This is a genomic window from Marichromatium sp. AB31, from assembly GCF_003718685.1.
GTDB classification, from domain to species: domain Bacteria; phylum Pseudomonadota; class Gammaproteobacteria; order Chromatiales; family Chromatiaceae; genus Marichromatium; species Marichromatium gracile.
The window spans coordinates 366,473-386,694 of the sequence record NZ_RHFI01000001.1 but is presented as its reverse complement, the minus strand read 5'-3'; the positions used below and the strand labels follow the sequence as shown (position 1 = coordinate 386,694).

Genomic DNA, 20,222 nt, shown 5'->3' with positions numbered 1-20,222 from the left:
GATGTCCGCCAGTTGTCCCGCCTCTCCCCGCGCCCTGTCACTCGACGCCGCGCTCGCGCGGCTGCTCGAACAGGCGCCGACACCCAGCACCAGCGAGCCGGTGGCGCTCGCCGCCGCGCTCGGTCGGGTGCTCGCCGCACCGCTGCGCAGCCCGCTGGCGGTCCCGCACTGGGACCACAGCGCGATGGACGGCTATGCGCTGCGCCATGCCGACCTCGCCGCCGCCGCAGACGGCTGGCTGCCGATCGGCCAGCGCATCACCGCCGGCACGGTCGGCGCGCCGCTCGCGCCGGGCAGCGCGGCGCGGATCTTCACCGGCGCCCCGGTGCCCGAGGGCGCCGACACCGTGGTGATGCAGGAGCAGTGCGAGCGCGACGGCGAGCGGGTGCGCATCCCGCCCGAGTGCAAGGCGGGCGGCAACATCCGCCGCGCCGGCGAGGATTTCACCGCCGGCACCGAGGTGATCGCCGCCGGCACCCGGCTCGGCCCTCAGCACCTCGGGCTCGCCGCCAGTCTGGGGTTGGCCGAACTCATGGTGCGGCCCCGGCTACGGGTGGCGATCTGCGCCAGCGGCGACGAGCTGGTCGCGCCCGGCGCCCCGCTCGGCCCCGGCCAGATCTACGACTCCAACCGTCTCACCCTGGGGGCGATGCTCACCGCGCTCGGCTGTGAGGTGATCGATCTCGGGCGCATCCCCGATGACCTGGAGGCGACCTGCGCGACGCTCGCCCGCGGCGCCGACGCGGCCGATCTGGTGATCGCCAGCGGCGGGGTCTCGGTCGGCGAGGAGGATCATGTACGCCCGGCCGTCGAGCGCATCGGCACGCTCGCGCTGCACCAGGTGGCGATCCGCCCGGGCAAGCCGGTAGCCTTCGGGCGGATCGCCGACACCCCGTTTTTCGGCAGCCCCGGCAACCCGGTCTCGCTGTTCGTCACCTGTGCGCTGCTGGTGCGCCCGCTGGTGCTGCGGATGCAGGGCGTCGGCGGCGACCTCGCGCCGCGTCGGCGACGCCTGCCCGCCGCCTTCGCCTGGCCGCGCCCGGACAAGCGTCGCGAGTTCCACCGTGCCCGGCTGGTCGAGGACGACAGCGGACAGCCCCGGGTCGAGGTCTTCGCCAGCCGCTCCTCGGCCTCGCTGCGCTCGCTGGTGTGGGCCGACGGGCTGGTCGACCTCGCCCCCGGGGTGGCGATCGCCCCGGGCGACCCGGTCGAGTTCATCCCCTTCACCGAGCTGCTGCACTGAGGGCGCGATGATCCACGTCCGCTACTTCGCCAGCCTGCGCGAACGCATCGGTCGCGACGAGGAGCGCATCGAACTCCCCGCCGGGGTCGACACCCTGGGCGCGCTGGTCACGCACCTGAGCGCGCGCGGCGCCCCCTGGCGCGAGGCCCTCGAGGCCACCCCGCGGCTGATGATGGCGCGCAACCACACCCTCGCCCGCGCCGAGACCGAGATCAGCGACGGCGACGAGATCGGGCTCTTCCCGCCGGTGACGGGGGGGTAGCGACCAGCCATCAGCTGCCAGCTTTCAGCCGCCAGCAGGCACCTCACGCGCACATGACCGACGGTTGTTAGCTGGATGCTGGGAGCTGGTCGCTGATGGCACACAACCAGCCCCACCGATCCCGGGATCGACGACGCCGACGGCGAGGTCGGACTCTTCCCCCATTGGAGCAGGTCAGTGAAAGCCACCAGAGGGCATCCTCACTCGGACACCACCAACAACTGGCGGCTGGTAGCTGGTAGCTGGAGGCGGACCGCTGGTTGGGTTGCCGCCCTGGCAACCCAACCGACGTACCGGCAGTTGGCGGGACGATCAGCCGGTGGCGCGGCGGATCCACTCGACGCGCTTGTGCATCACGCCGTAGTAGACCACCGGGATCACCACCAGGGTGAGGACGGTGGAGACGAACAGGCCGAACAGCAGCGACACCCCCAGCCCGGAGAAGATCGGGTCGTCGAGGATGAAGGCCGCGCCGGCCATCGCCGCGACCGCGGTGAGCGCGATCGGTCGGGCACGGACCACCGCCGAGTCGATCACCGCGGTGGCGAACGCCTTGCCCTCGCGCACCTGCTGGTTGATGAAGTCGACCAGCAGGATGGAGTTGCGCACGATGATGCCGGCCAGGGCGATCATGCCGATCATCGAGGTGGCGGTGAACTGGGCGCCGAGCAGGGCGTGCCCGGGCATGATCCCGATGATGGTCAGCGGGATCGGCGCCATGATCACCAGCGGCACCAGATAGCTGCGGAACTGCGCCACCACCAGCAGATAGATCAGGATCAGGCCGACGCCATAGGCCGCGCCCATGTCGCGGAAGGTCTCATAGGTGATCTGCCACTCGCCGTCCCACTTGAGGCTGTACTCGTAGGGGTTGTCCGGCTGCTGCAGGAACCACTGCTCGAGCCCAAGCTCTTCATCGAGGGCCGCGGAGATGGCGAACATGCCGTAGAGCGGGCTGTCGGTGGCCCCGGCGACGTCCGAGGTGACATAGACCACGGGCAGCAGATCCTTGTGGTAGATGCTGTGCTCGCGCTCGGTCTCGACCACCTCGACGATCTCCGAGAGCGGCACCAGCGCCCCACTCTCTGCACGCACCCGCAGCGCCAGCACCTGCTCGACGTCGGCCTTGTCGGCCTCGCTGTACTCGACGCGGATCGGCACCGCGTACTTGACCCCGGCGCCGTGCAGATAGCTCATGTCGTCGCCGTCGAGCACGCTCGCCAGCGCCTGGGCGATGCTCGATTGCGCCACCCCGAGCCGCGCGGCCTTGGCGCGATCGACCACCACCACCAGCTTGGTGGCCGGGTACTCGACCGAGTCGTCGACGTCGACGACGCCCGGGGTCGACTCGAACAGCGCCCGCACCGCCCGCGCGGTCTTGATCTGACCGGCATAGTCGAGCCCGTAGACCTCGGCGACCAGCGGCGAGAGCACCGGCGGACCGGGCGGGATCTCGACGATCTTGGCCACTCCGCCGTGACGTTCGGCGATCTCCTGCAGCGGCGGGCGCAACGCCAGCGCGATCTCGTGGCTCTGGCGATCACGATGGTGCACATCGACCAGGTTGACCTGCAGATCACCGAGATGCGCGCCCTCGCGCAGATAGTACTGACGCACCAGACCGTTGAAGTTGATCGGCGCAGCGGTGCCGGCGTAGGACTGGAAGTCGGTGACCTCCTCGACCCCGGAGAGATAGTCGCCCATCTCCGCGAGCACCTGGGCGGTGTGCTCGAGACTGGTGCCCTCGGGCATGTCGAGCACCACCTGGAACTCGCTCTTGTTGTCGAAGGGCAGCATCTTGAGGATCACGGTGCGGTTGACCGCGAGGCTCACCGAGGCGGCGATCAGCGCAAAGATGCCGAACAGCAGGAACCAGCGGTTGCGCCAGCCGCGCCGGCCCTCGAGGAAGGGCGTCATGATCCAGGTGAAGAAGCGCGCCAGTCGAGCGCCAGCCGCGCCCTCCTCCTGATGACCGGCCGCGGCCTGCGGGTCGGCGTCGTAATGACGCGCGAGCATGGCGTTGGTCATCCACGGGGTGAAGACGAAGGCCACCACCAGCGAGATCAGCATGCCCATCGAGGCATTGATCGGGATCGGGCTCATGTAGGGGCCCATCAGGCCGCTGACGAAGGCCATCGGCAGCAGCGCCGCGATCACCGTGAAGGTGGCGAGGATGGTCGGTCCGCCGACCTCGTCGACCGCGCCCGGGATCAGCTCGAGCAGGCGTCGGCGCGTGCCGCTGACGTGCAGCGCCATGTGACGGTGGATGTTCTCGACCACCACGATGGCGTCGTCGACGAGGATACCGATCGAGAAGATCAGCGCGAACAGCGACACCCGGTTGAGGGTGAAGCCCCAGGCGAGCGAGGCGAACAGGGTCAGCGCCAGGGTGACGATCACCGCCGCGCCGACGATCACCGCCTCGCGCCAACCGATGGTCAGCCACACCAGCAGGATCACCGAGCTGGTGGCGAAGATCAGCTTGGTGATCAGCTTCTTGGCCTTGTAGTCGGCGGTCTGGCCATAGTCGCGGGTGATGGTGAACTCCACCCCGTCGGGGATGAAGATGCCGCGCAGCTGCTCGAGCCGCTCGGTCACCCGCCCGGCGACGTCGACGGCATTGATGCCGGGGAGCTTGGCCACCGCGATGGTCACCGCCGGCACGCTGCCGGCCAGCTCCAGCCCGGTGTGCGTGGCGCCGAGAGCGGCGCCCATACGCACCGAGGTGGTCGGCTGCTGCGGCCCGAGTTCGACCCGGGCGACATCGCGCAGATAGACCGGACGCCCGGCGTGCAGCCCGACCACCAGATCGGCGATCTCCTGCGGGCTGGTGAGGAAGGTGCCGGCCTGCACCAGCAGCTCGCGGTTGTCGGCGGTCACCGTGAGGTTGTCCCTGGTGGTGTTGCCGGCCTGCAGCGAGCGGCGCAGGTCGTCGAGATCGATGTCGTAGCCGGCCAGCGCCTGCGGGTCGAGCAGCACCCGCACCACCTGATCGGCGGCGCCGACGGTGTAGACGTCGCGGGTGCCGGGGACGCGCTTGATCTCCTGCTCGATGGCATGCGCCACCTGCCCGAGTTCGAAGGCGCCGACGGCGGGGTCGTCCGACCACAGGGTGGCGGTGAGGATGGGCACGTCGTCGATGCCCTTGGGCTTGACGATCGCGCTGCCGACGCCGAGGTTCTGCGGCAGCCAGTCCTGGTTCGACAGCACCTTGCTGAACAGCCGCACCACCGCGTCGGTGTTGTCCTCGCCGACCTCGTACTGGACGGTGAGCACCGCCATGCCGGGGCGCGAGACCGAGTAGATGTGCTCGATGCCCTGGATCTCGGCGAGCACCTGCTCGGCCGGACCCGAGACCAGGTGCTCGATCTCGCTGGCCGAGGCACCGGGATAGGGGATGAAGACGTCGGCGAAGGTGACGTCGATCTGCGGTTCTTCCTCGCGCGGGGTCACCAGGATCGCGAACAGCCCGAGCAGCAGCCCGAGCAACGCGAGCAGCGGGGTGATCTCGCTGTTCTGGAAGCGCGCGGCGATGGCGCCCGCGAGCCCCTGTCGCGCCGGCTCAGTCATGGTCGGCCTCCACGGCCGCACGTCGTGCCTCGGCCTGGGCCTTGATCGCAACCCCGGCGGCGATCGGATCGAGGGCGACGCGCTCGCCGGCGTTCAGCCCGGCGAGCACCACCACCACGTCGTCGAGCTCGCGACCGAGCCGGATCTGGCGCAGGATCAGGTGATCGTCGGCGGTCACCACATAGACCCCGGTGACCTCGGAGCGACGCGCCACCGCCGCGCGCGGCACCACCAGCTCGTCCTTCACCCCGACCACGAAACCGGTCTTGACGAACATGCCGGGGAACAGCGACGGCGTGCCCTCGGGCAGCTCGATACGCACCTTGAAGGTATTGGAGCCGAGGTCGGCGAAGGGGAAGACGGTGATGCGATCGGTCTCGACCCGTTCGCCGTCGGGCAGATAGACGCGGGCCTGCGGCTCGCGACGCACCGAGGCGATCGCGCTCTGCGGCACGTCGACGATCACCCGCAGCTGGTCGAGCGAGATGCCGGTCATCACCGGCTGTCCCGGCGACAGGGTCTCGCCGATCTCGACGTGACGGTGGGTGACGATGCCCGAATAGGGGGCGCGGATCTGGGTGTAGTCGAGCTGCTCCTGGGCCTGCTCGAGCCGCGCGGTGGCCGAGTCGAGCTCGGCCTGGGCGGCGGCGAGATCGGCGGTGGCCTTGTCCATCGCCGAGTCGGAGACATTCTTGCGCGCATAGAGGCCCTGGATGCGCTCGAACTCCTCGCGCGCCTGCAGCAGCCGCGCCGAGGCGGACTTGAGGTCGGCGGCGGCCTGGGCGACCTTGGCGCGATGTTCGGTGTCCTTGATACGGGCGACCACGCTGTTCTGCTCGACATAGTCGTCGACGTCGAAGGTGATCTCCTCGACCCGACCCTGGGTCTGAGCCGAGACCGTGGTGCGGTTGACCGCCTCGACGATGCCGTCGAGACGATACTCGCGCGGCAGCGTGCGGTATTCGGCGACCGCGGTCTCGAGAGAGGGGCTATCGGCGGCCTGGAGCAGGCCGGGGGCGAGTGCGGCGAGCGCCGCAATCAATCGGATGGTACGCATGGGGAGTCGGAATCGTCAAAATATTAGAATTTTATTATATTTGCGGCGCAGTTGACCTTTCAACAACTCCCAACACATGACCTCGCCGCAGCCCGCCCCAAGTATGGCGTAATCAGGCGGCGAGACGAGACGATCAGGGGCGCGGAAAGATTGCAAATCGGTGACGGCCTTTATACCGTAGCCCGGCTCGGGTCGAGCAGCTCCGCCCCAAGGGGCGGCAGCGATGCCGACCGCTCGCACGCACCGATCGGTCCACGGGCTCGAGCGCATCCAGACGGACGGTCGACGCCAGACCGTCCGATCCAGACAGCAACACGGCGGAGAGGGCAGTTTCGTGAGCCGATGGTCCGAGGATTTGATCCCGATCGACCGAGCAAGAACCCTGGACGGGCTCTTCCTGCAACGGGTGGCACGCTCACCACAGCGCGTCGCTTACACCCATTTCGAGCGCGCCAGCGGGTGGAAGGATCTGACCTGGGCCGAGGTCGGTGAGGCGACGGCGCGCTGGCGTCAGGCGCTCGCCGACGAGCAGCTCGAGCCCGGCGACCGGGTCGCGATCCTGCTGCGCAACTGTCCCGAGTGGGTGATGTTCGACCAGGCCGCGCTCGGACTCGGTCTGGTCACGGTCCCGCTCTACACCGACGACCGCGCCGACAACGCCGCCTACATCCTCAACGATGCCGCGGTCAAGGTGCTGCTGGTGCAGGATCTCGGTCGCTGGCGTCGTCTGGCCGAGGCCATCGGCGACTCGCCCTGGCCGCTGCGGGTGGTGTTGCTGGAGGCGAGCGATGCCTCGCGCGCCTGCGCCGCGGCCGACCCCCGCGTGGTGGTCGCCGAGGACTGGCTGCCGGCCACGGCCCCGGCGCCGACCCCGCGCGAGGGGGACCCCGACGCGCTGGCGACCATCGTCTACACCTCGGGCACCACGGGTCGTCCCAAGGGGGTGATGCTCAGCCACCGCAACATCCTCAGCAACGCCCACGGCGCGCTGACCCAGATCGATGTCTACGGCGAGGACGTCTTCCTCTCCTTCCTGCCGCTCTCGCACATGCTCGAACGCACCGGCAGCTACTATCTGCCGATGATGGCCGGCTCACGGGTGGCCTATGCGCGCTCGATCGGCCAGCTCGCCGAGGACCTGCAGACCATCCGCCCGACGGCGATGATCGCCGTGCCGCGGGTGTTCGAGCGCGTCTATCAGCGCATCCTCGATCAGCTCGACAAGCGGCCCAAGCCGGTACGCTGGCTGTTCAATGCCGCGGTGGCCGCCGGTTGGCGCGCCTTCGAGCACGAGCAGGGCCGCGCCGGCTGGCACCCCTGGCTGCTCGTCTGGCCGCTGCTGCGACGCAAGGTCGCGCTCCCGGTCCAGCAGCGACTCGGCGGTCGGCTGCGCGCCACCGTCAGCGGCGGGGCGCCGCTGTCGACCGAGGTCGCGCGCACCTTCATCGGTCTCGGCGTGCCGCTGCTGCAGGGCTACGGCCTCACCGAGACCAGCCCGGTGATCAGCTTCAACACCCTGCAGTCGAACATTCCGGCGAGCGTCGGCGTGCCGCTGCGCGGGCTGCAGGTGCGCATCGGCCCGGAGAACGAGCTGCTGGTGCGCGGCGACAACACCATGCTCGGCTACTGGAACAACCACGCCGCCACCGCCAAGATGCTCGCCCAGGACGGCTGGCTGCACACCGGCGACCAGGCGCGCATCGAGGACAACCACATCCATATCACCGGGCGCATCAAGGACATCCTGGTGCTCTCCAACGGCGAGAAGGTGCCGCCCGGCGACATGGAACTGGCCATCGCGCTCGACCCGCTGTTCGATCAGGTGGTGGTACTCGGCGAGGGGCAGTCCTATCTCAGCGCGCTGCTGGTGCTCAACCCCGATCTCTGGCCGGGGCTGGCGCTCGAACTCGGACTCGATCCCGAGGACCCGACGAGCCTCGCCAACGCCAAGCTGCACAAGGAGGCGGTCAAGCGTATCCGCACGGCGCTGCGCGACTTCCCGGGCTACGCCAAGATCCGGCGCGTCACCCTGACCCTGGAGCCCTGGACCATCGAGAACGGGTTGCTCACACCGACCCTCAAGGTCAAGCGCAACAAGGTGATCGAGCGCTACCAGGACGCCATCGAGCACATGTACAAGGACTCGGAGCTTGCCTGAGCGGGACTGAACGCATACAATCGGGGACGAATGCGGGTGTAGTTCAATGGTAGAACCTCAGCTTCCCAAGCTGATGACGTGGGTTCGATTCCCATCACCCGCTCCACCCCCCAGTCCTCTATGCGTCCACTCTATCAAGCAGGCGACCGCATCGAGGCACAGCTCCTCCACGATCTGCTCGATCGCCATCTGATCCGTACCGTCATCCTCGGCGACGCCCTTGCCGGTGCCGCGGGCGAGCTGCCGCTCGACATCCATCCGACCCTCTGGCTCATCGACGACGACGATCGTGAGCGTGCCGAGGCCGTACTCGCGCGTTTCCTGCGCGAGGGACTCGGCGGCCACCCGACCCCGGCCTGGACCTGCCCGCACTGCGGCGAGCAGGTCGAGGCCGGATTCGCCCTGTGTTGGAACTGCGCGACCCCCTACCCCGAATGAGTACACCCGACCTCTTCGCCAGCGAGCCGCCCGCCCCCTGGTCACCCGCCGATTTCGCCGCCGCCGTGCTCGACTGGTTCGACCGGCACGGACGCAAGGACCTGCCCTGGCAGCACGAGCCGACCCGCTACCGGGTGTGGGTCTCGGAGATCATGCTGCAGCAGACCCAGGTGGCGGTGGTGATCCCCTACTTCGCGCGCTTCATGACGCGCTTTCCGGACCTGTCGAGCCTGGCCGCAGCCCCGCTCGACGAGGTGCTGTCGCTGTGGTCCGGGCTCGGCTACTACGCCCGCGCGCGCAACCTGCACCGCGCCGCGCGCACCGTCGTCGAGAGCCACGGCGGGCGCTTCCCCGACACCCTGGCGGCGGTCGAGGCGCTCCCCGGCATCGGTCGCTCCACCGCCGGCGCCATCCTCTCGCTCGCCGACGGCCAGCCCCATCCGATCCTCGACGGCAACGTCAAGCGGGTGCTGGCGCGCTGCTTCGCCGTCGACGGCTGGTCGGGACAGAGCGCGGTGCTCAAGCGGCTGTGGCAACTCAGCGAGCGCTGCACCCCGCACCAGCGCACCGGCGCCTACAACCAGGCGATGATGGACCTCGGCGCCACCCGCTGTACCCGTGCCACCCCGGACTGCGCGCGCTGCCCGCTCGCCGCGCGCTGTCAGGCCCTGCACCAGGGGCGCCAGCGCGAGCTGCCGGCCCCGCGCCCGCGGCGCACGCTGCCCGAACGCCGCACCCGGATGCTGGTGGTCCGCGACGACACCGGCGCCGTCCTGCTCGAGCGCCGTCCCGCGAGCGGTATCTGGGGCGGGCTCTGGAGCCTGCCCGAGACCGACCCCGGGCACGACCCGGCAGATTGGTGCCTGGCGCGCTTCAACAGCACCCCCGACACGGTTGAAACCCTGCGTGGACGCCGTCACACCTTTACTCACTTCGTGCTGGAGATCGAGGTCGTGCAGCTCCGGCTGTCGGCCCCGGCCACGACCGTGAACGAGGCCGATCGCCGCTGGGTCGGTCCCGAGGAGCGCGCCACGCTCGGCCTGCCGGCGCCGGTGGCGAGCATCCTCGACCAAGACTGAACGACGCGCCCTCCGGCACCCGCAGCAACAGGAGCCAAGCATGAGCCGTACCGTGCACTGCGTGAGACTCGGCCAGGAGGCCGAGGGACTCGATCGCCAACCCTACCCGGGCCCGCTCGGCGCACGCATCTTCGAACAGGTCTCGAAACAGGCCTGGCAGGAGTGGCTGCGTCACCAGACCATGCTGATCAACGAGAACCGACTGAGCCCGATGGACCCCAAGGCCCGCCGCTTCCTCGAGACCCAGATGGAACACTTCTTCTTCGGCGACGGCGCCGAACTGCCCGAGGGGTACGTGCCGCCAGGCAGTTGAGCGACCAGCGACCAGCGACCAGCGACCAGCGACCAGGAGATTGAACCGCAAAGCCGCGAAGGACGCGAAGTGATTCAAGCTGCCAGCCACCAGCGGCCAGCCGCCAGTGGAGGGACGCCCTCGACGATAGCGCCACGCTCCATTCACTGTCGGCACACTGGGTGGCGTGCCAACACTCGAAGGCAGACAGCCACTGGCAGCTGGAGGCTGATCGCCGGAAGCTCTTTCCTTCTTCGCGTCCTTCGCGGCTTTGCGGTTCAATCCGCTGGCGGCTGGCGGCTGGCGGCTGGCGGCTGGCGGCTGGCGGCTGAGAGCTTGAAAAAGACTTGACGGACCAAAATTCCGTTGGTTTAATACTGCGCTCAAGCCAAGCAGCATGCTTGCACACGAACTACCTGCCCAGGTAGCTCAGTTGGTAGAGCAGGGGATTGAAAATCCCCGTGTCGGCAGTTCGATTCTGTCCCTGGGCACCATCTTCGAAAGGCCCCGTCGATGTCCGTCGACGGGGCCTTTTTCGTTCTCCCCACCATGAAAAAGGCCCGCACTTGGCGGGCCTCGGTGAGGGCTGCGCGCATCCAGCGCGCCCGGGCTCATCATATCTCCAACTGCAGGCGCAGCTTCTTCATCGCGTTCTTCTCGATCTGGCGGATGCGCTCGGCCGAGACGCCGAACTGTTCGGCCAGCTCGTGCAGGGTCTGCTTGCGCTCGGAGAGCCAGCGCTCGCGCAGGATGGTCTTGCTGCGCTCATCGAGTCCCTGGAGTGCGGCATAGAGACGCTCGCGTTGATTGCGCTCGGAGTCCTCGCGTTCGAGCAACCGGCCCGGCTCCATGCTGTTGTCGGGCAGATAGGTCGAGGGCGCCGAGGGGGCGTCGTCGTCATCGTCGTCGAGACCGTCGAACGACAGGTCCTGGTTGGCCAGACGCGACTCCATCTGCAACACCGTCTCCGGCTTGACCCCGAGATCGGCGGCCACGTCCTCGACCTCCTGACGGGTGAACCAGCCCAGACGCTTCTTGGCACTACGCAGGTTGAAGAACAGCTTGCGCTGAGCCTTGGTGGTGGCGACCTTGACGATGCGCCAGTTGCGCAGGATGTACTCGTGGATCTCGGCGCGGATCCAGTGCACCGCGAAGGAGACCAGACGCACCCCCATGTCGGGCTCGAAGCGACGCACCGCCTTCATCAGGCCCACGGTCCCCTCCTGGATCAGGTCGGGCAACGGCAGACCGTAGCCGAGATAGCCGCGAGCGATGCGGATCACGAAGCGCAGGTGCGAGGTCACCAACCGCTTGGCGGCATGGGCATCCCCATGATCGCGCAGCCGCACGGCCAGGGAGCGCTCTTCCTCTGCGGTCAGGACTGGGATCTGGTACGCGGCGCTGATGTAGGCATCGATGGTGCCAGTAGGCACGAGAGTGAGATCCTTCGCCATAGTCCAATACCTGAGTTGTAAGCTTGGATAATTATCCTAGCAGTACGCTAAGGAATATGCCAGCACTTTTGCCGCGGATTTGGAGACAGGAGCACGACAAAAGTTCAATCAGACTCTAGGCAAGCATCGGCATAGGGACAAGATCCGAGCGGTTAATTAGGGATCGTATCTTTCGATAACAACCATAGGCGAAGCTGATAACTGATTTTTTATTTTTAAAAACAGTTACTTGAACAAATCAACCAAGGGCAACCCAAGTCGCTCCATCGCGAGATGACAGGGTGCCGAGGAGATTCTCAAAGGTTGGACAAAACCTGAACAGTGGTTCTTCGTCGCTAGGCTGCAAACAGCCTCGGGCGAGCCCTGGGCATTGCGCCGCGAGGACGATACTGAAAAGATAGTCGGTCACATCCAGACCGGAGAAAGGATGCGGATGCCAGACAACGAGAGGCCCCCAACCCATGGCATCGGCGTGGCTGCTTGCTGAAGACATGGACCGATCCGCGCCACCCTGCCCGGTGGTCGCTGGCCACCGCCCGAAGATCGCCGTCCACGCCCACACTCAGCCACCAGACGGCTCGCACCCGGTGGTGATGGCCTGCTCGGCGACGCGTCGACAACGGCCAGCGCCGTCAGGCTCGCCGCAAGCGGATACAGCGACCCGCTCCGGACGCCCAGGCGATCGTCGGTCCGGACGCTGAAGACCTCCTCCGAGCGACCGTCCAGCGGAGACTTGCGATGCGGATTCGACAGCAATGGCTCATCGGCCTGATCCTCGCCACCATCCTCGCCCCGGGGAGCGCCGACACCCTCGACGAGGTCCGCGCACGCGGCGAGCTAAGCTGCGGGGTCAATCAGGATGTACCAGGGCTGTCGTACCGCGACGCCGACGGCCACTGGCACGGACTCGACGTCGACTTCTGTCGCGCGGTGGCCGCCGCCACGCTCGGCGATGCCCGGCGCGTGCGCTTCGTCGCCACCTCACCGAACGACCGTCTCGCACGCCTGCGCGACGGCGAGTTCGACCTGTTGGCGCGCAACACCACCTGGACCCTGACGCGCGACACCGAGCCCGGCATCACCTTCGTCGGCATCCTTTATCACGACGGTCAGGGCTTCATGGTCCATGACGACAGCCCCGTCCACAGCGCCCTCGAACTCGACGATCAGTCGATCTGCGTGATTGCCGGGGGCACGGGGCCGGGCAATATCAGGGGCTATCTCGCGCGCCACCGGATGCGCGCGCGGCTCGTCATCAGCGCCGATAGCCGCAGCGCCACCCAGGCCTATCAGGATCACCAGTGCGAGGTCTTGAGCACCGACCAGTCGCAGCTGTTCGCGATACGCTCGATGCTGCCACAGGGCAACAGCGGGCATCGCATTCTCCCCGAGGTGATCTCCAAGGAGCCGCTCTCGCCGGCGGTACGCGACGACGATCGACGCTGGTTCGACATCGTGCGCTGGACGCTGTTCGTGCTGATCGATGCCGAGGAGCAAGGCATCGACAGCCACAGCCTCACCACGCCCACGACGGAGCTGCCTCCGACCATGCCGTCACCGGAAGACGATGCCCGGATCGGCGCCCGACTCGGTCTGACACCGGGCTGGCGCCAGCGCATCATCGTCCAGGTCGGCAACTATGCCGAGCTGTTCGAGCGTAACCTTGGCGCTCACTCGCCGCTTGGGATCAGGCGCGGCCTCAACGCGCTCTGGCGCGACGGCGGCATCCTCTACGCGCCGCCGAGCCGCTGACGAGGCCACCATCCCCCGGACCATCCAACAGCGAGAGCACCCATGCCCCTGATCAAGCCCTTCACCGGCCTGCGTCCGGCACCCGATCGTGCCGAGGCCGTCATCGCCCCGCCCTATGACGTCATCAACGTCGCAGAGGCACGCGAGCTGGTACGCGAGCGCCCCTGGAGCTTCCTGCACATCTCGCGTGCCGAGGTCGACCTGCCGGAGGGCACCGATCCCCATGACCCGAGCGTCTATGCCCGGGCTCGCGCCAACCTCGAGCACATGCTCGCGGCCGGGGTGCTGCGACGCGACCCGAGCCCGAGCTACTACGTCTACCGGCTGACCATGGACGGACACCGCCAGACCGGACTGGTCGCCGCCGCCTCGGTGGCGGCCTATGACGACGGTCGGATCAAGCGCCACGAGTTCACCCGCCCGGCCAAGGAGGACGACCGGGTGCGCCAGATCGAGGCGCTCGACGCCCAGACCGGTCCGGTGTTCCTCGCCTACCGCGCCCAGGCCGCGGTCGACGGCCTGCTCGCCGCGACCACCGAGCAGCCACCCGAGGTCGACGTCACCGCCGCCGACGGCGTGCGCCACGAGCTGTGGCGGCTCGGCGAACCAGCGCAGGTGGCCACAATCGACGCCGCCTTCGCCGCGATCGACGTGCTCTACGTCGCCGACGGCCATCACCGCTCGGCGGCCGCCTCGCGGGTGGCCGCAGCCCGCCGCGAGGCCGGCACCGCGCCGGGCGGCGCGCACGAGTCCTTCCTCGCGGTGATCTTCCCCCACGATCAGCTGCGCATCCTCGACTACAACCGGGTGGTGCGCGATCTCAACGGCCACAGCCCGGAAACGCTGCTCGCGGCCATCGCCGAGCGCTTCGCCGTCGACCCGGCGGACACCCCGGTCGCGCCCGCACGCCCCGGCGAGTTCGGGCTCTATCTCGCCGGACACTGGTATCGGCTGAGACTCGACCCCAGGCTGATCCCTGCCGACGACCCGGTCGCCAGCCTCGATGTCAGCCTGCTCCAGCAACACCTGATCGAGCCACTGCTCGGCATCGACGACCCGCGCCGCGATCCGCGCATCGACTTCGTCGGCGGCATCCGCGGACTCGACGGGCTGCAGCAACGCGTCGACAGCGGCGAGATGGCGCTCGCGCTCGCCCTTCACCCCACTCCCATGGCATCGCTGCTCGCCGTCGCCGACGCCGGCGCGGTGATGCCGCCCAAGTCCACCTGGTTCGAACCCAAGCTCGCCGACGGACTGGTGAGCCACGTCCTGGACTGACACTGCAAGACGACGGAAGACGACAACCGAAGACGATGGTCAGACCCACCTACAACCTGCCCGCCGACCGCGGCGACGACGAACACGCGATCCGCCACTGGCTCGAGAGCCTCGAGGGGCGCTATCAGCCCGCCGGCCTCGAGGCCGTCGCCAGCGCCTGCGCGATGCTCACCCGCATCCACGGCGATCAGCGCATCGAGACCGGCGAGACCCGGGTGCGTCACCTGCTCTCCACCGCCGACATCCTGGTCGGCCTGGAGATGGACGACGAGACCCTGGTGGCGGCGCTGCTCAACGGCAGCCTGGAGGCGCAGGCCACCAGCCTCGCCGACATCGAGCAACGCTTCGGCGCCAATGTCGCGCGCATGGTCGACGACCTGTCGCGGATCGGGCAGCTGGCCAATGTCGATGCCATCATCGCCGCCAAGGACCAGTCGCAGCACGAGGAGAACCTGCGCCGCCTGCTGCTCGGCATCGCCGAGGACGTGCGCGTGGTGCTGGTGGTGCTCGCCGAGCGGGTGCATCTGATGCGCGCGATCAAGGACCTCGAGATCCGCCGTCGCACCCGCATCGCGCGCGACACCGAGCGCGTCTATGCACCGCTGGCCAACCGCCTCGGGGTGTGGCAGCTCAAGTGGGAGCTCGAGGACCTCAGCCTGCGCTATCTCCAGCCCGAGGAGTACAAGCGCATCGCCCGGCTGCTGGCCGAGCGGCGCGAGGAGCGCGAGCACTACATCGCCTCGGTGATGGAGGTCCTCAGCGAGAAGTTCGCCAACAGCGGCATCAGCGCCGAGATCACCGGCCGACCCAAGCACATCTACAGCATCTGGAAGAAGATGCGCCGCAAGGGCGTCGACATCGAGGAGATCTTCGACCTGCGCGCGGTGCGCATCATGGTCGAGACCGTCGCCGACTGCTATGCCGCGCTCGGTATCGTCCACGGGCTCTGGCGCCACATCCCCAAGGAGTTCGACGACTACATCGCCACCCCCAAGGGCAACATGTATCAGTCGTTGCACACCGCGGTGATCGGCCCCGGCGACAAGTCGCTGGAGGTGCAGATCCGCACCTATGAGATGCATCGCCACGCCGAGTTCGGCGTCGCCGCGCACTGGGCCTACAAGGAGGCCAAGGGCCACGACGCGGCCTTCCAGCGTCGCCTGGTATGGATGCGCAACTGGCTCGAACTCAAGGGCGAGCTGGAGGACCCCGGCGAGGTGCTCGAACGCTTCCGCCAGGAGTTCGAGCCGGTGCACATCTATGTGCTCACCCCGCACGCCAAGGTCATCGAGCTGCCCAAGGGAGCGACCCCGCTCGACTTCGCCTACGCCATCCACTCCGAGGTCGGCAACCGTTGCCGGGGGGCGCGCGTCAACGGTCGCATCGTGCCGCTGCACCAGCGGCTCGAGAGCGGCGACACCGTCGAGATCCTCACCCAGAAGAACGCCACCCCCAGCCGCGACTGGCTCAGCCCCCACCACGGCTACCTGACCACGGCGCGCGCGCGCAACCGGGTGCGCCAGTGGTTCAAGCAACAGGACCTGGAGCAGCACGCCCACGAGGGCCGGGGCCTGCTCGAGCGCGAGATCGCCCGTCTGGGGATCGTCGAGAAGCCCCAGCTCGAGGCGCTCGCCGAGCGCTTCAACTTCAAGCGCGGCGAGGATCTGCTGGCCGCCATCGGGCGCGGCGACGTGCCGGTCGGCCAGGTCGCGCGCCAGGTCGGCGAGCCACGCGCCGAGCACAGCAAGGAGTCCGAACACAAGCCGCGTCATCACCCCCAGCGCCAGCGCAGCGAGCCGAGCAGCGCGGTGGTGGTCGAGGGCGTCGATGACCTGATGACGCAGATGGCGCAGTGCTGCAAACCGGTCCCGCACGACCCGATCATCGGTTTCGTCACCCGCGGTCGCGGCGTCACCATCCACCGGCGCGACTGCAGCAACGTCCGCCATCTGCCCCCGGACGAGGCCGAACGGCTGATCTCGGTGCGCTGGGCCGATGCCCCGGTCGAGGCCAGCTACCCGGTCGACCTGCTGGTGATCGCCGCCGATCGCAAGGGGCTGTTGCGCGACGTCTCCTCGGTGTTCGTCGACGACGACCTCGACGTGCTCGGTGTCGAGACCCACTCCGAGCGCACCACCGACACCGCCTCGATGCGCTTCACCATCGAGGTCCGCGACCAGGAGCAGCTCGGCCGGGTGCTGGTCAGGCTGCGCCAGCTCCCCGATGTGCTCGAGGTGCGTCGTGCCGACTGAACCGGTGCGGCTGCACGCGCTGCTCGCCGGTTTCGCCCTCGCCGGCGATCCCGACCGCGCCGCGATCACCCCGCTCGGCGGCGGTCTGATCAACGACAGCTTCGCGGTGCGGCTCGATGAGCGGCGTTACGTGCTGCAACGGATCAATGCCCGGGTCTTTCCCGACCCGGCGCGGGTAATCGCCAACCAGGCCGCGCTCGCCGCGGTCTGGGACGCCCCCGGGCTCGACATCCCGGCCCCCCTGCCAACTCGTGACGGCGGCTTCGCCCTCCACGACGACAGCGGCGCGTGCTGGCGACTGACCCGCTTCATCGCCCCCAGCCGCAGTCTTGCCCGACTCGATCATCCCGCCCAGGCCAGGGCGGTGGGCGAGGCGCTCGGGCGCTTCCATCGCACCCTCGCCCGGCACGCCCCACTGCCGCTGCAGACCGCCCTGCCCGGCTTCCACGACACCCCGGCCTACCTCGCCGGGTTACGACGACTCGACACCCCGACGGCGCGGCGCGATCCGACGCTCGCCGAGTCGCTCGACTTCGTCGCGCAGCGCGCCCCGCTCGCCGCGACGCTCGCCACCGCCCGCGCCGAGGGGCGGATCGGCGAGCACGTCGTCCACGGCGACCCCAAGCTCGACAACCTGCTGTTCTCGACCGATGCGACCCGGGTGGTGGCGCTGATCGACCTCGATACCGTCCAGCCCGGGCTGATCCACCACGACCTCGGCGACTGTCTGCGCTCGTGCTGCAACCGCGCCGGTGAGGGCGGCGCGAGCGCCCGCTTCGACCTCGCCCTCGCCGCCGCCATCCTCGGCGGCTATGCCGCCGCGACCGACGGACTGCTCGATGCCGAGGAGCGCGCACTGATCCCGCAGGCGCTACGGCTGATCCCCTTCGAGCTGGGGATACGCTTCCTCACCGACCACCTCCAGGGCGACCGCTACTTCCGCGTGCGCCGTCATGGCGACAACCTGCGCAAGGCGCGCGTCCAGTTCGCCCTGGTCGCCGACCTCGAGCGCCAGACCGACGAGATCGAGACGCTGGTCGAACGCTGCTTCGCCGAGGCGACCAGCGTCTCTTGAATCGCCCTCGCGACCGGCTAACCTGAGAGCATCCACCCAAGCCCTCCAGTCATGCGCGAGACGCACCGCCCGCCGTCATCCGGAGGACACGACGAACGCGCGGTGCGCTCCCTCGCCAGGCGATCATCATGCCTCGTCGCCCAGGCCACAGCAGCGAACCAGACAGCACCAACCACGGCCCTGCCGCCACGGACAGCAGCAACAGTCTCGAGGCGCAGTGCATGCAGCCGGCCGGCGCCTGGCTGAGGCTCTCGGTCGACGCCGACGGACGCTGGACGCTCTGCCGGCTCTCGCCACCGGACACCAGCGCCCCGAGCCGGGATGGCGACGCGCGCTGGATCGAGGCGGTCATCACCGAGGATCGCGCCGCCCTGCTGCAGCGGCTCGACGGAGCGGGCGGTGGGCGCCAGCCCTGGCAGCAGGATTGTCGTATCCGCGACAGCGCCGGCGCGCTGCGCTGGATCCGGCTCAACGCCCACCCCGGCGCCAACGGCGAGGACTGGGATCTCATCATCACCGAGATCACCGACCTCAAGACCCGCGAGCAACGCCTCCGGTTGAGCGAGACCCGTTATCGCGCCATCGTCGGATTACAGAGCGACCTGGTCTGTCGCTTCCTCCCGGACAACACCATCACCTTCGCCAACGAGGCCTACTGCACCTTCTTCGGATACAGCCGTGCCGAGTTGATCGGCAGAAGCTTCATGACCCTGGTGCCGCAGGAGGAACACGCCCTCGTCGACTCGATGATGAGCCGCTGCAACGCCGACAATCCGGCGATGATCAGCGAGCACTGGGTGGTGCGCGCCGACGGCGAGCGGCGCTGGGTGCAGTGGGTCGACCAGGCCATCTTCGACGCCGGCGGACAGCTGATCGAGATCCAGTCGGTCGGGCGCGACACCACCGAACAGCGCCGCCTCGAGCAGCGCGAGCGGCTGCGCAACCGGGTGCTCGAGCAACTCGTCGCCGGCGCCCCGCTGAGGGCGGTGCTCGAGGTCATCGTCGAGGGCTTCGAACAGGAGAGTTCCGGGCGCTGCAGCATCCTCGAACTCGACCGTGACAGCAAACGTCTCTATACCGCCGCGGCACCGAGCCTGCCACCCGATTACAACCGGGCGATCGACGGGCTCGCGATCGGCCCAGGCATCGGCTCCTGCGGCAGCGCCGCGGCGACCGGCGAGCGGGTAGTGGTCGAGGACATCGCCACCCACCCCTACTGGCGGCCATTTCGTGCGCTGGCGCGACAGGCAGGGGTCGCCGCCTGCTGGTCGGAGCCGATCCGCGCCTCGGACGGACATATCCTCGGCACCTTCGCCATCTATCACGACCACCCTCAGGGGCCCGACAGAGAGGATCTGGAACGCATCGAGCTGGCCACCAATCTCGCCAGCATCGCCATCGAGCGCACCCGCGCCAGCGAGGCGCTACGCATCAGCGAGGAGCGTCTGTCACTGGTGCTGCGCGGTACCGAGGACGGCTGGTGGGACTGGGATCTGAGCAGCGACCGGGTGTCCTACTCGACGCGTTGGTGGGAGATGCTCGGCTATGACGAGGGGGCGCTGGAGACCAACCGCTATCTGTGGCAGCTGCTGATCCACCCCGAGGACCAGGCACGGGTCCAGCAGGTCTTCGATCAGGCCTTCAACGGCACCACCAACGCCTACTCGGTCGAGTTCAGACTGCTGCACCGCGACGGTCACTATGTCCCCGTGCTCTCGCGCGGTTTCATCCAGCGCGATGCCGACGAACACCCGATCCGGGTCGCCGGCGCCAATACCGACCTGACCGAGCGCAAGCGTCTCGAGCAACGACTGCGCGAACTCGCCGAGACCGACGACCTCACCGGCCTGCCCAACCGTCGGCGTTTCTTCGCCGAACTGCAGCGCGAACTCGATCGTATCCGCCGTCACGAAACCCCGGCGGCGGTCCTGATGCTCGATCTCGATCACTTCAAGCGGATCAATGACCACCACGGACACGGCGGCGGCGATGCGGTGCTGCGCGCCTTCACCGAGGTGCTGCGCGCCGAGCTGCGCAGCACCGACTGCGCGGGGCGGCTCGGCGGCGAGGAATTCGCCGTGCTGGTGCCGGGCAGTGATCTCACCGCGGCCTGTCATTTCGCCGAGCGGCTCAGACGTCACGTCGCCGCACTGCGGGTGGAGCACAAGGAGGCGCTCATCACCGTGCGGGTGAGCATCGGCTGCACCCAGATCCGCCACGACGACGACGGCCCCGACGGTATCCTCGCGCGCGCCGACGAGGCGCTCTACCGCGCCAAGCGCAACGGGCGCGATCGCGTCGAGCGCGCCTGA

14 protein-coding genes and 2 tRNA genes are annotated in these 20,222 nt (G+C 68.6%); 13 read left to right on the top strand and 3 right to left on the bottom strand.

Going from position 1 to position 20,222, the window contains the following annotated elements; genetic code table 11:
* The first annotated feature begins 1 nt into the window (after nucleotide 1).
* Nucleotides 2–1,243 (top strand): gephyrin-like molybdotransferase Glp, encoded by a 1,242-nt coding sequence (gene glp / locus EBL84_RS01740; protein WP_123139236.1) that lies wholly within the window; start codon nucleotides 2–4, stop codon nucleotides 1,241–1,243.
* Between the two features lie 7 nt (nucleotides 1,244–1,250).
* A complete protein-coding gene (moaD, locus tag EBL84_RS01735; RefSeq protein WP_123139235.1) occupies nucleotides 1,251–1,505 on the top strand; it encodes a molybdopterin converting factor subunit 1 in 255 nt (84 codons plus the stop codon).
* Between the two features lie 312 nt (nucleotides 1,506–1,817).
* Here moaD and EBL84_RS01730 read toward each other — a convergent pair whose 3' ends face one another.
* A complete protein-coding gene (locus EBL84_RS01730) occupies nucleotides 1,818–5,075 on the bottom strand; it encodes an efflux RND transporter permease subunit (RefSeq protein ID WP_123139234.1) in 3,258 nt (1,085 codons plus the stop codon).
* Nucleotides 5,068–6,132: an efflux RND transporter periplasmic adaptor subunit gene (locus EBL84_RS01725; protein WP_123139233.1), complete on the bottom strand. Its 1,065-nt coding sequence runs from the start codon at nucleotides 6,130–6,132 to the stop codon at nucleotides 5,068–5,070. The genes EBL84_RS01730 and EBL84_RS01725 overlap by 8 nt, the downstream gene beginning before the upstream one ends.
* Nucleotides 6,133–6,466: 334 nt before the next feature.
* Here EBL84_RS01725 and EBL84_RS01720 point away from each other — a divergent pair, with 334 nt between their 5' ends.
* The 6 genes from EBL84_RS01720 to EBL84_RS01695 all read left to right on the top strand — a co-directional run bounded on the left by EBL84_RS01720 (nucleotide 6,467) and on the right by EBL84_RS01695 (nucleotide 10,593).
* Nucleotides 6,467–8,290, top strand: coding sequence for a long-chain fatty acid--CoA ligase (locus EBL84_RS01720; protein ID WP_123139232.1), 1,824 nt, complete (start codon nucleotides 6,467–6,469; stop codon nucleotides 8,288–8,290).
* Between the two features lie 32 nt (nucleotides 8,291–8,322).
* Nucleotides 8,323–8,396, top strand: a tRNA-Gly gene (locus tag EBL84_RS01715).
* Nucleotides 8,397–8,410: 14 nt separating this feature from the next.
* Nucleotides 8,411–8,728, top strand: coding sequence for a putative signal transducing protein (locus tag EBL84_RS01710; protein WP_123139231.1), 318 nt, complete (start codon nucleotides 8,411–8,413; stop codon nucleotides 8,726–8,728).
* Nucleotides 8,725–9,807 (top strand): A/G-specific adenine glycosylase, encoded by a 1,083-nt coding sequence (gene mutY / locus EBL84_RS01705; RefSeq protein ID WP_123139230.1) that lies wholly within the window; start codon nucleotides 8,725–8,727, stop codon nucleotides 9,805–9,807. The genes EBL84_RS01710 and mutY overlap by 4 nt, the downstream gene beginning before the upstream one ends.
* 40 nt (nucleotides 9,808–9,847) lie before the next feature.
* Nucleotides 9,848–10,120 (top strand): oxidative damage protection protein, encoded by a 273-nt coding sequence (locus EBL84_RS01700; protein ID WP_123139229.1) that lies wholly within the window; start codon nucleotides 9,848–9,850, stop codon nucleotides 10,118–10,120.
* A 397-nt stretch (nucleotides 10,121–10,517) separates the two neighbouring features.
* Nucleotides 10,518–10,593, top strand: a tRNA-Phe gene (locus EBL84_RS01695).
* 120 nt (nucleotides 10,594–10,713) lie between these two features.
* On the opposite strand, the gene rpoH is transcribed toward EBL84_RS01695, so the two are convergent.
* The gene (gene rpoH, locus EBL84_RS01690; RefSeq protein WP_123139228.1) at nucleotides 10,714–11,553 is read right to left on the bottom strand and encodes an RNA polymerase sigma factor RpoH; all 840 of its coding nucleotides are present in this window, start codon (nucleotides 11,551–11,553) and stop codon (nucleotides 10,714–10,716) included.
* A 738-nt stretch (nucleotides 11,554–12,291) separates the two neighbouring features.
* On the opposite strand from rpoH, the gene EBL84_RS01685 reads away from it, so the two are divergent.
* The 5 genes from EBL84_RS01685 to EBL84_RS01665 all read left to right on the top strand — a co-directional run bounded on the left by EBL84_RS01685 (nucleotide 12,292) and on the right by EBL84_RS01665 (nucleotide 20,222).
* Nucleotides 12,292–13,305, top strand: coding sequence for an amino acid ABC transporter substrate-binding protein (locus EBL84_RS01685; RefSeq protein ID WP_123139227.1), 1,014 nt, complete (start codon nucleotides 12,292–12,294; stop codon nucleotides 13,303–13,305).
* A gap of 42 nt (nucleotides 13,306–13,347) precedes the next feature.
* Nucleotides 13,348–14,583, top strand: a complete 1,236-nt coding sequence (locus EBL84_RS01680) for a DUF1015 domain-containing protein (RefSeq protein ID WP_123139226.1) — start codon at nucleotides 13,348–13,350, stop codon at nucleotides 14,581–14,583.
* Nucleotides 14,584–14,618: 35 nt separating this feature from the next.
* Complete coding sequence (locus EBL84_RS01675) at nucleotides 14,619–16,835, top strand: bifunctional (p)ppGpp synthetase/guanosine-3',5'-bis(diphosphate) 3'-pyrophosphohydrolase (RefSeq protein WP_123139225.1); 2,217 nt, start codon at nucleotides 14,619–14,621, stop codon at nucleotides 16,833–16,835.
* Nucleotides 16,825–17,910 (top strand): phosphotransferase enzyme family protein, encoded by a 1,086-nt coding sequence (locus EBL84_RS01670; protein ID WP_190287860.1) that lies wholly within the window; start codon nucleotides 16,825–16,827, stop codon nucleotides 17,908–17,910. The genes EBL84_RS01675 and EBL84_RS01670 overlap by 11 nt, the downstream gene beginning before the upstream one ends.
* Before the next feature lie 128 nt (nucleotides 17,911–18,038).
* Complete coding sequence (locus EBL84_RS01665; RefSeq protein WP_123139223.1) at nucleotides 18,039–20,222, top strand: diguanylate cyclase; 2,184 nt, start codon at nucleotides 18,039–18,041, stop codon at nucleotides 20,220–20,222.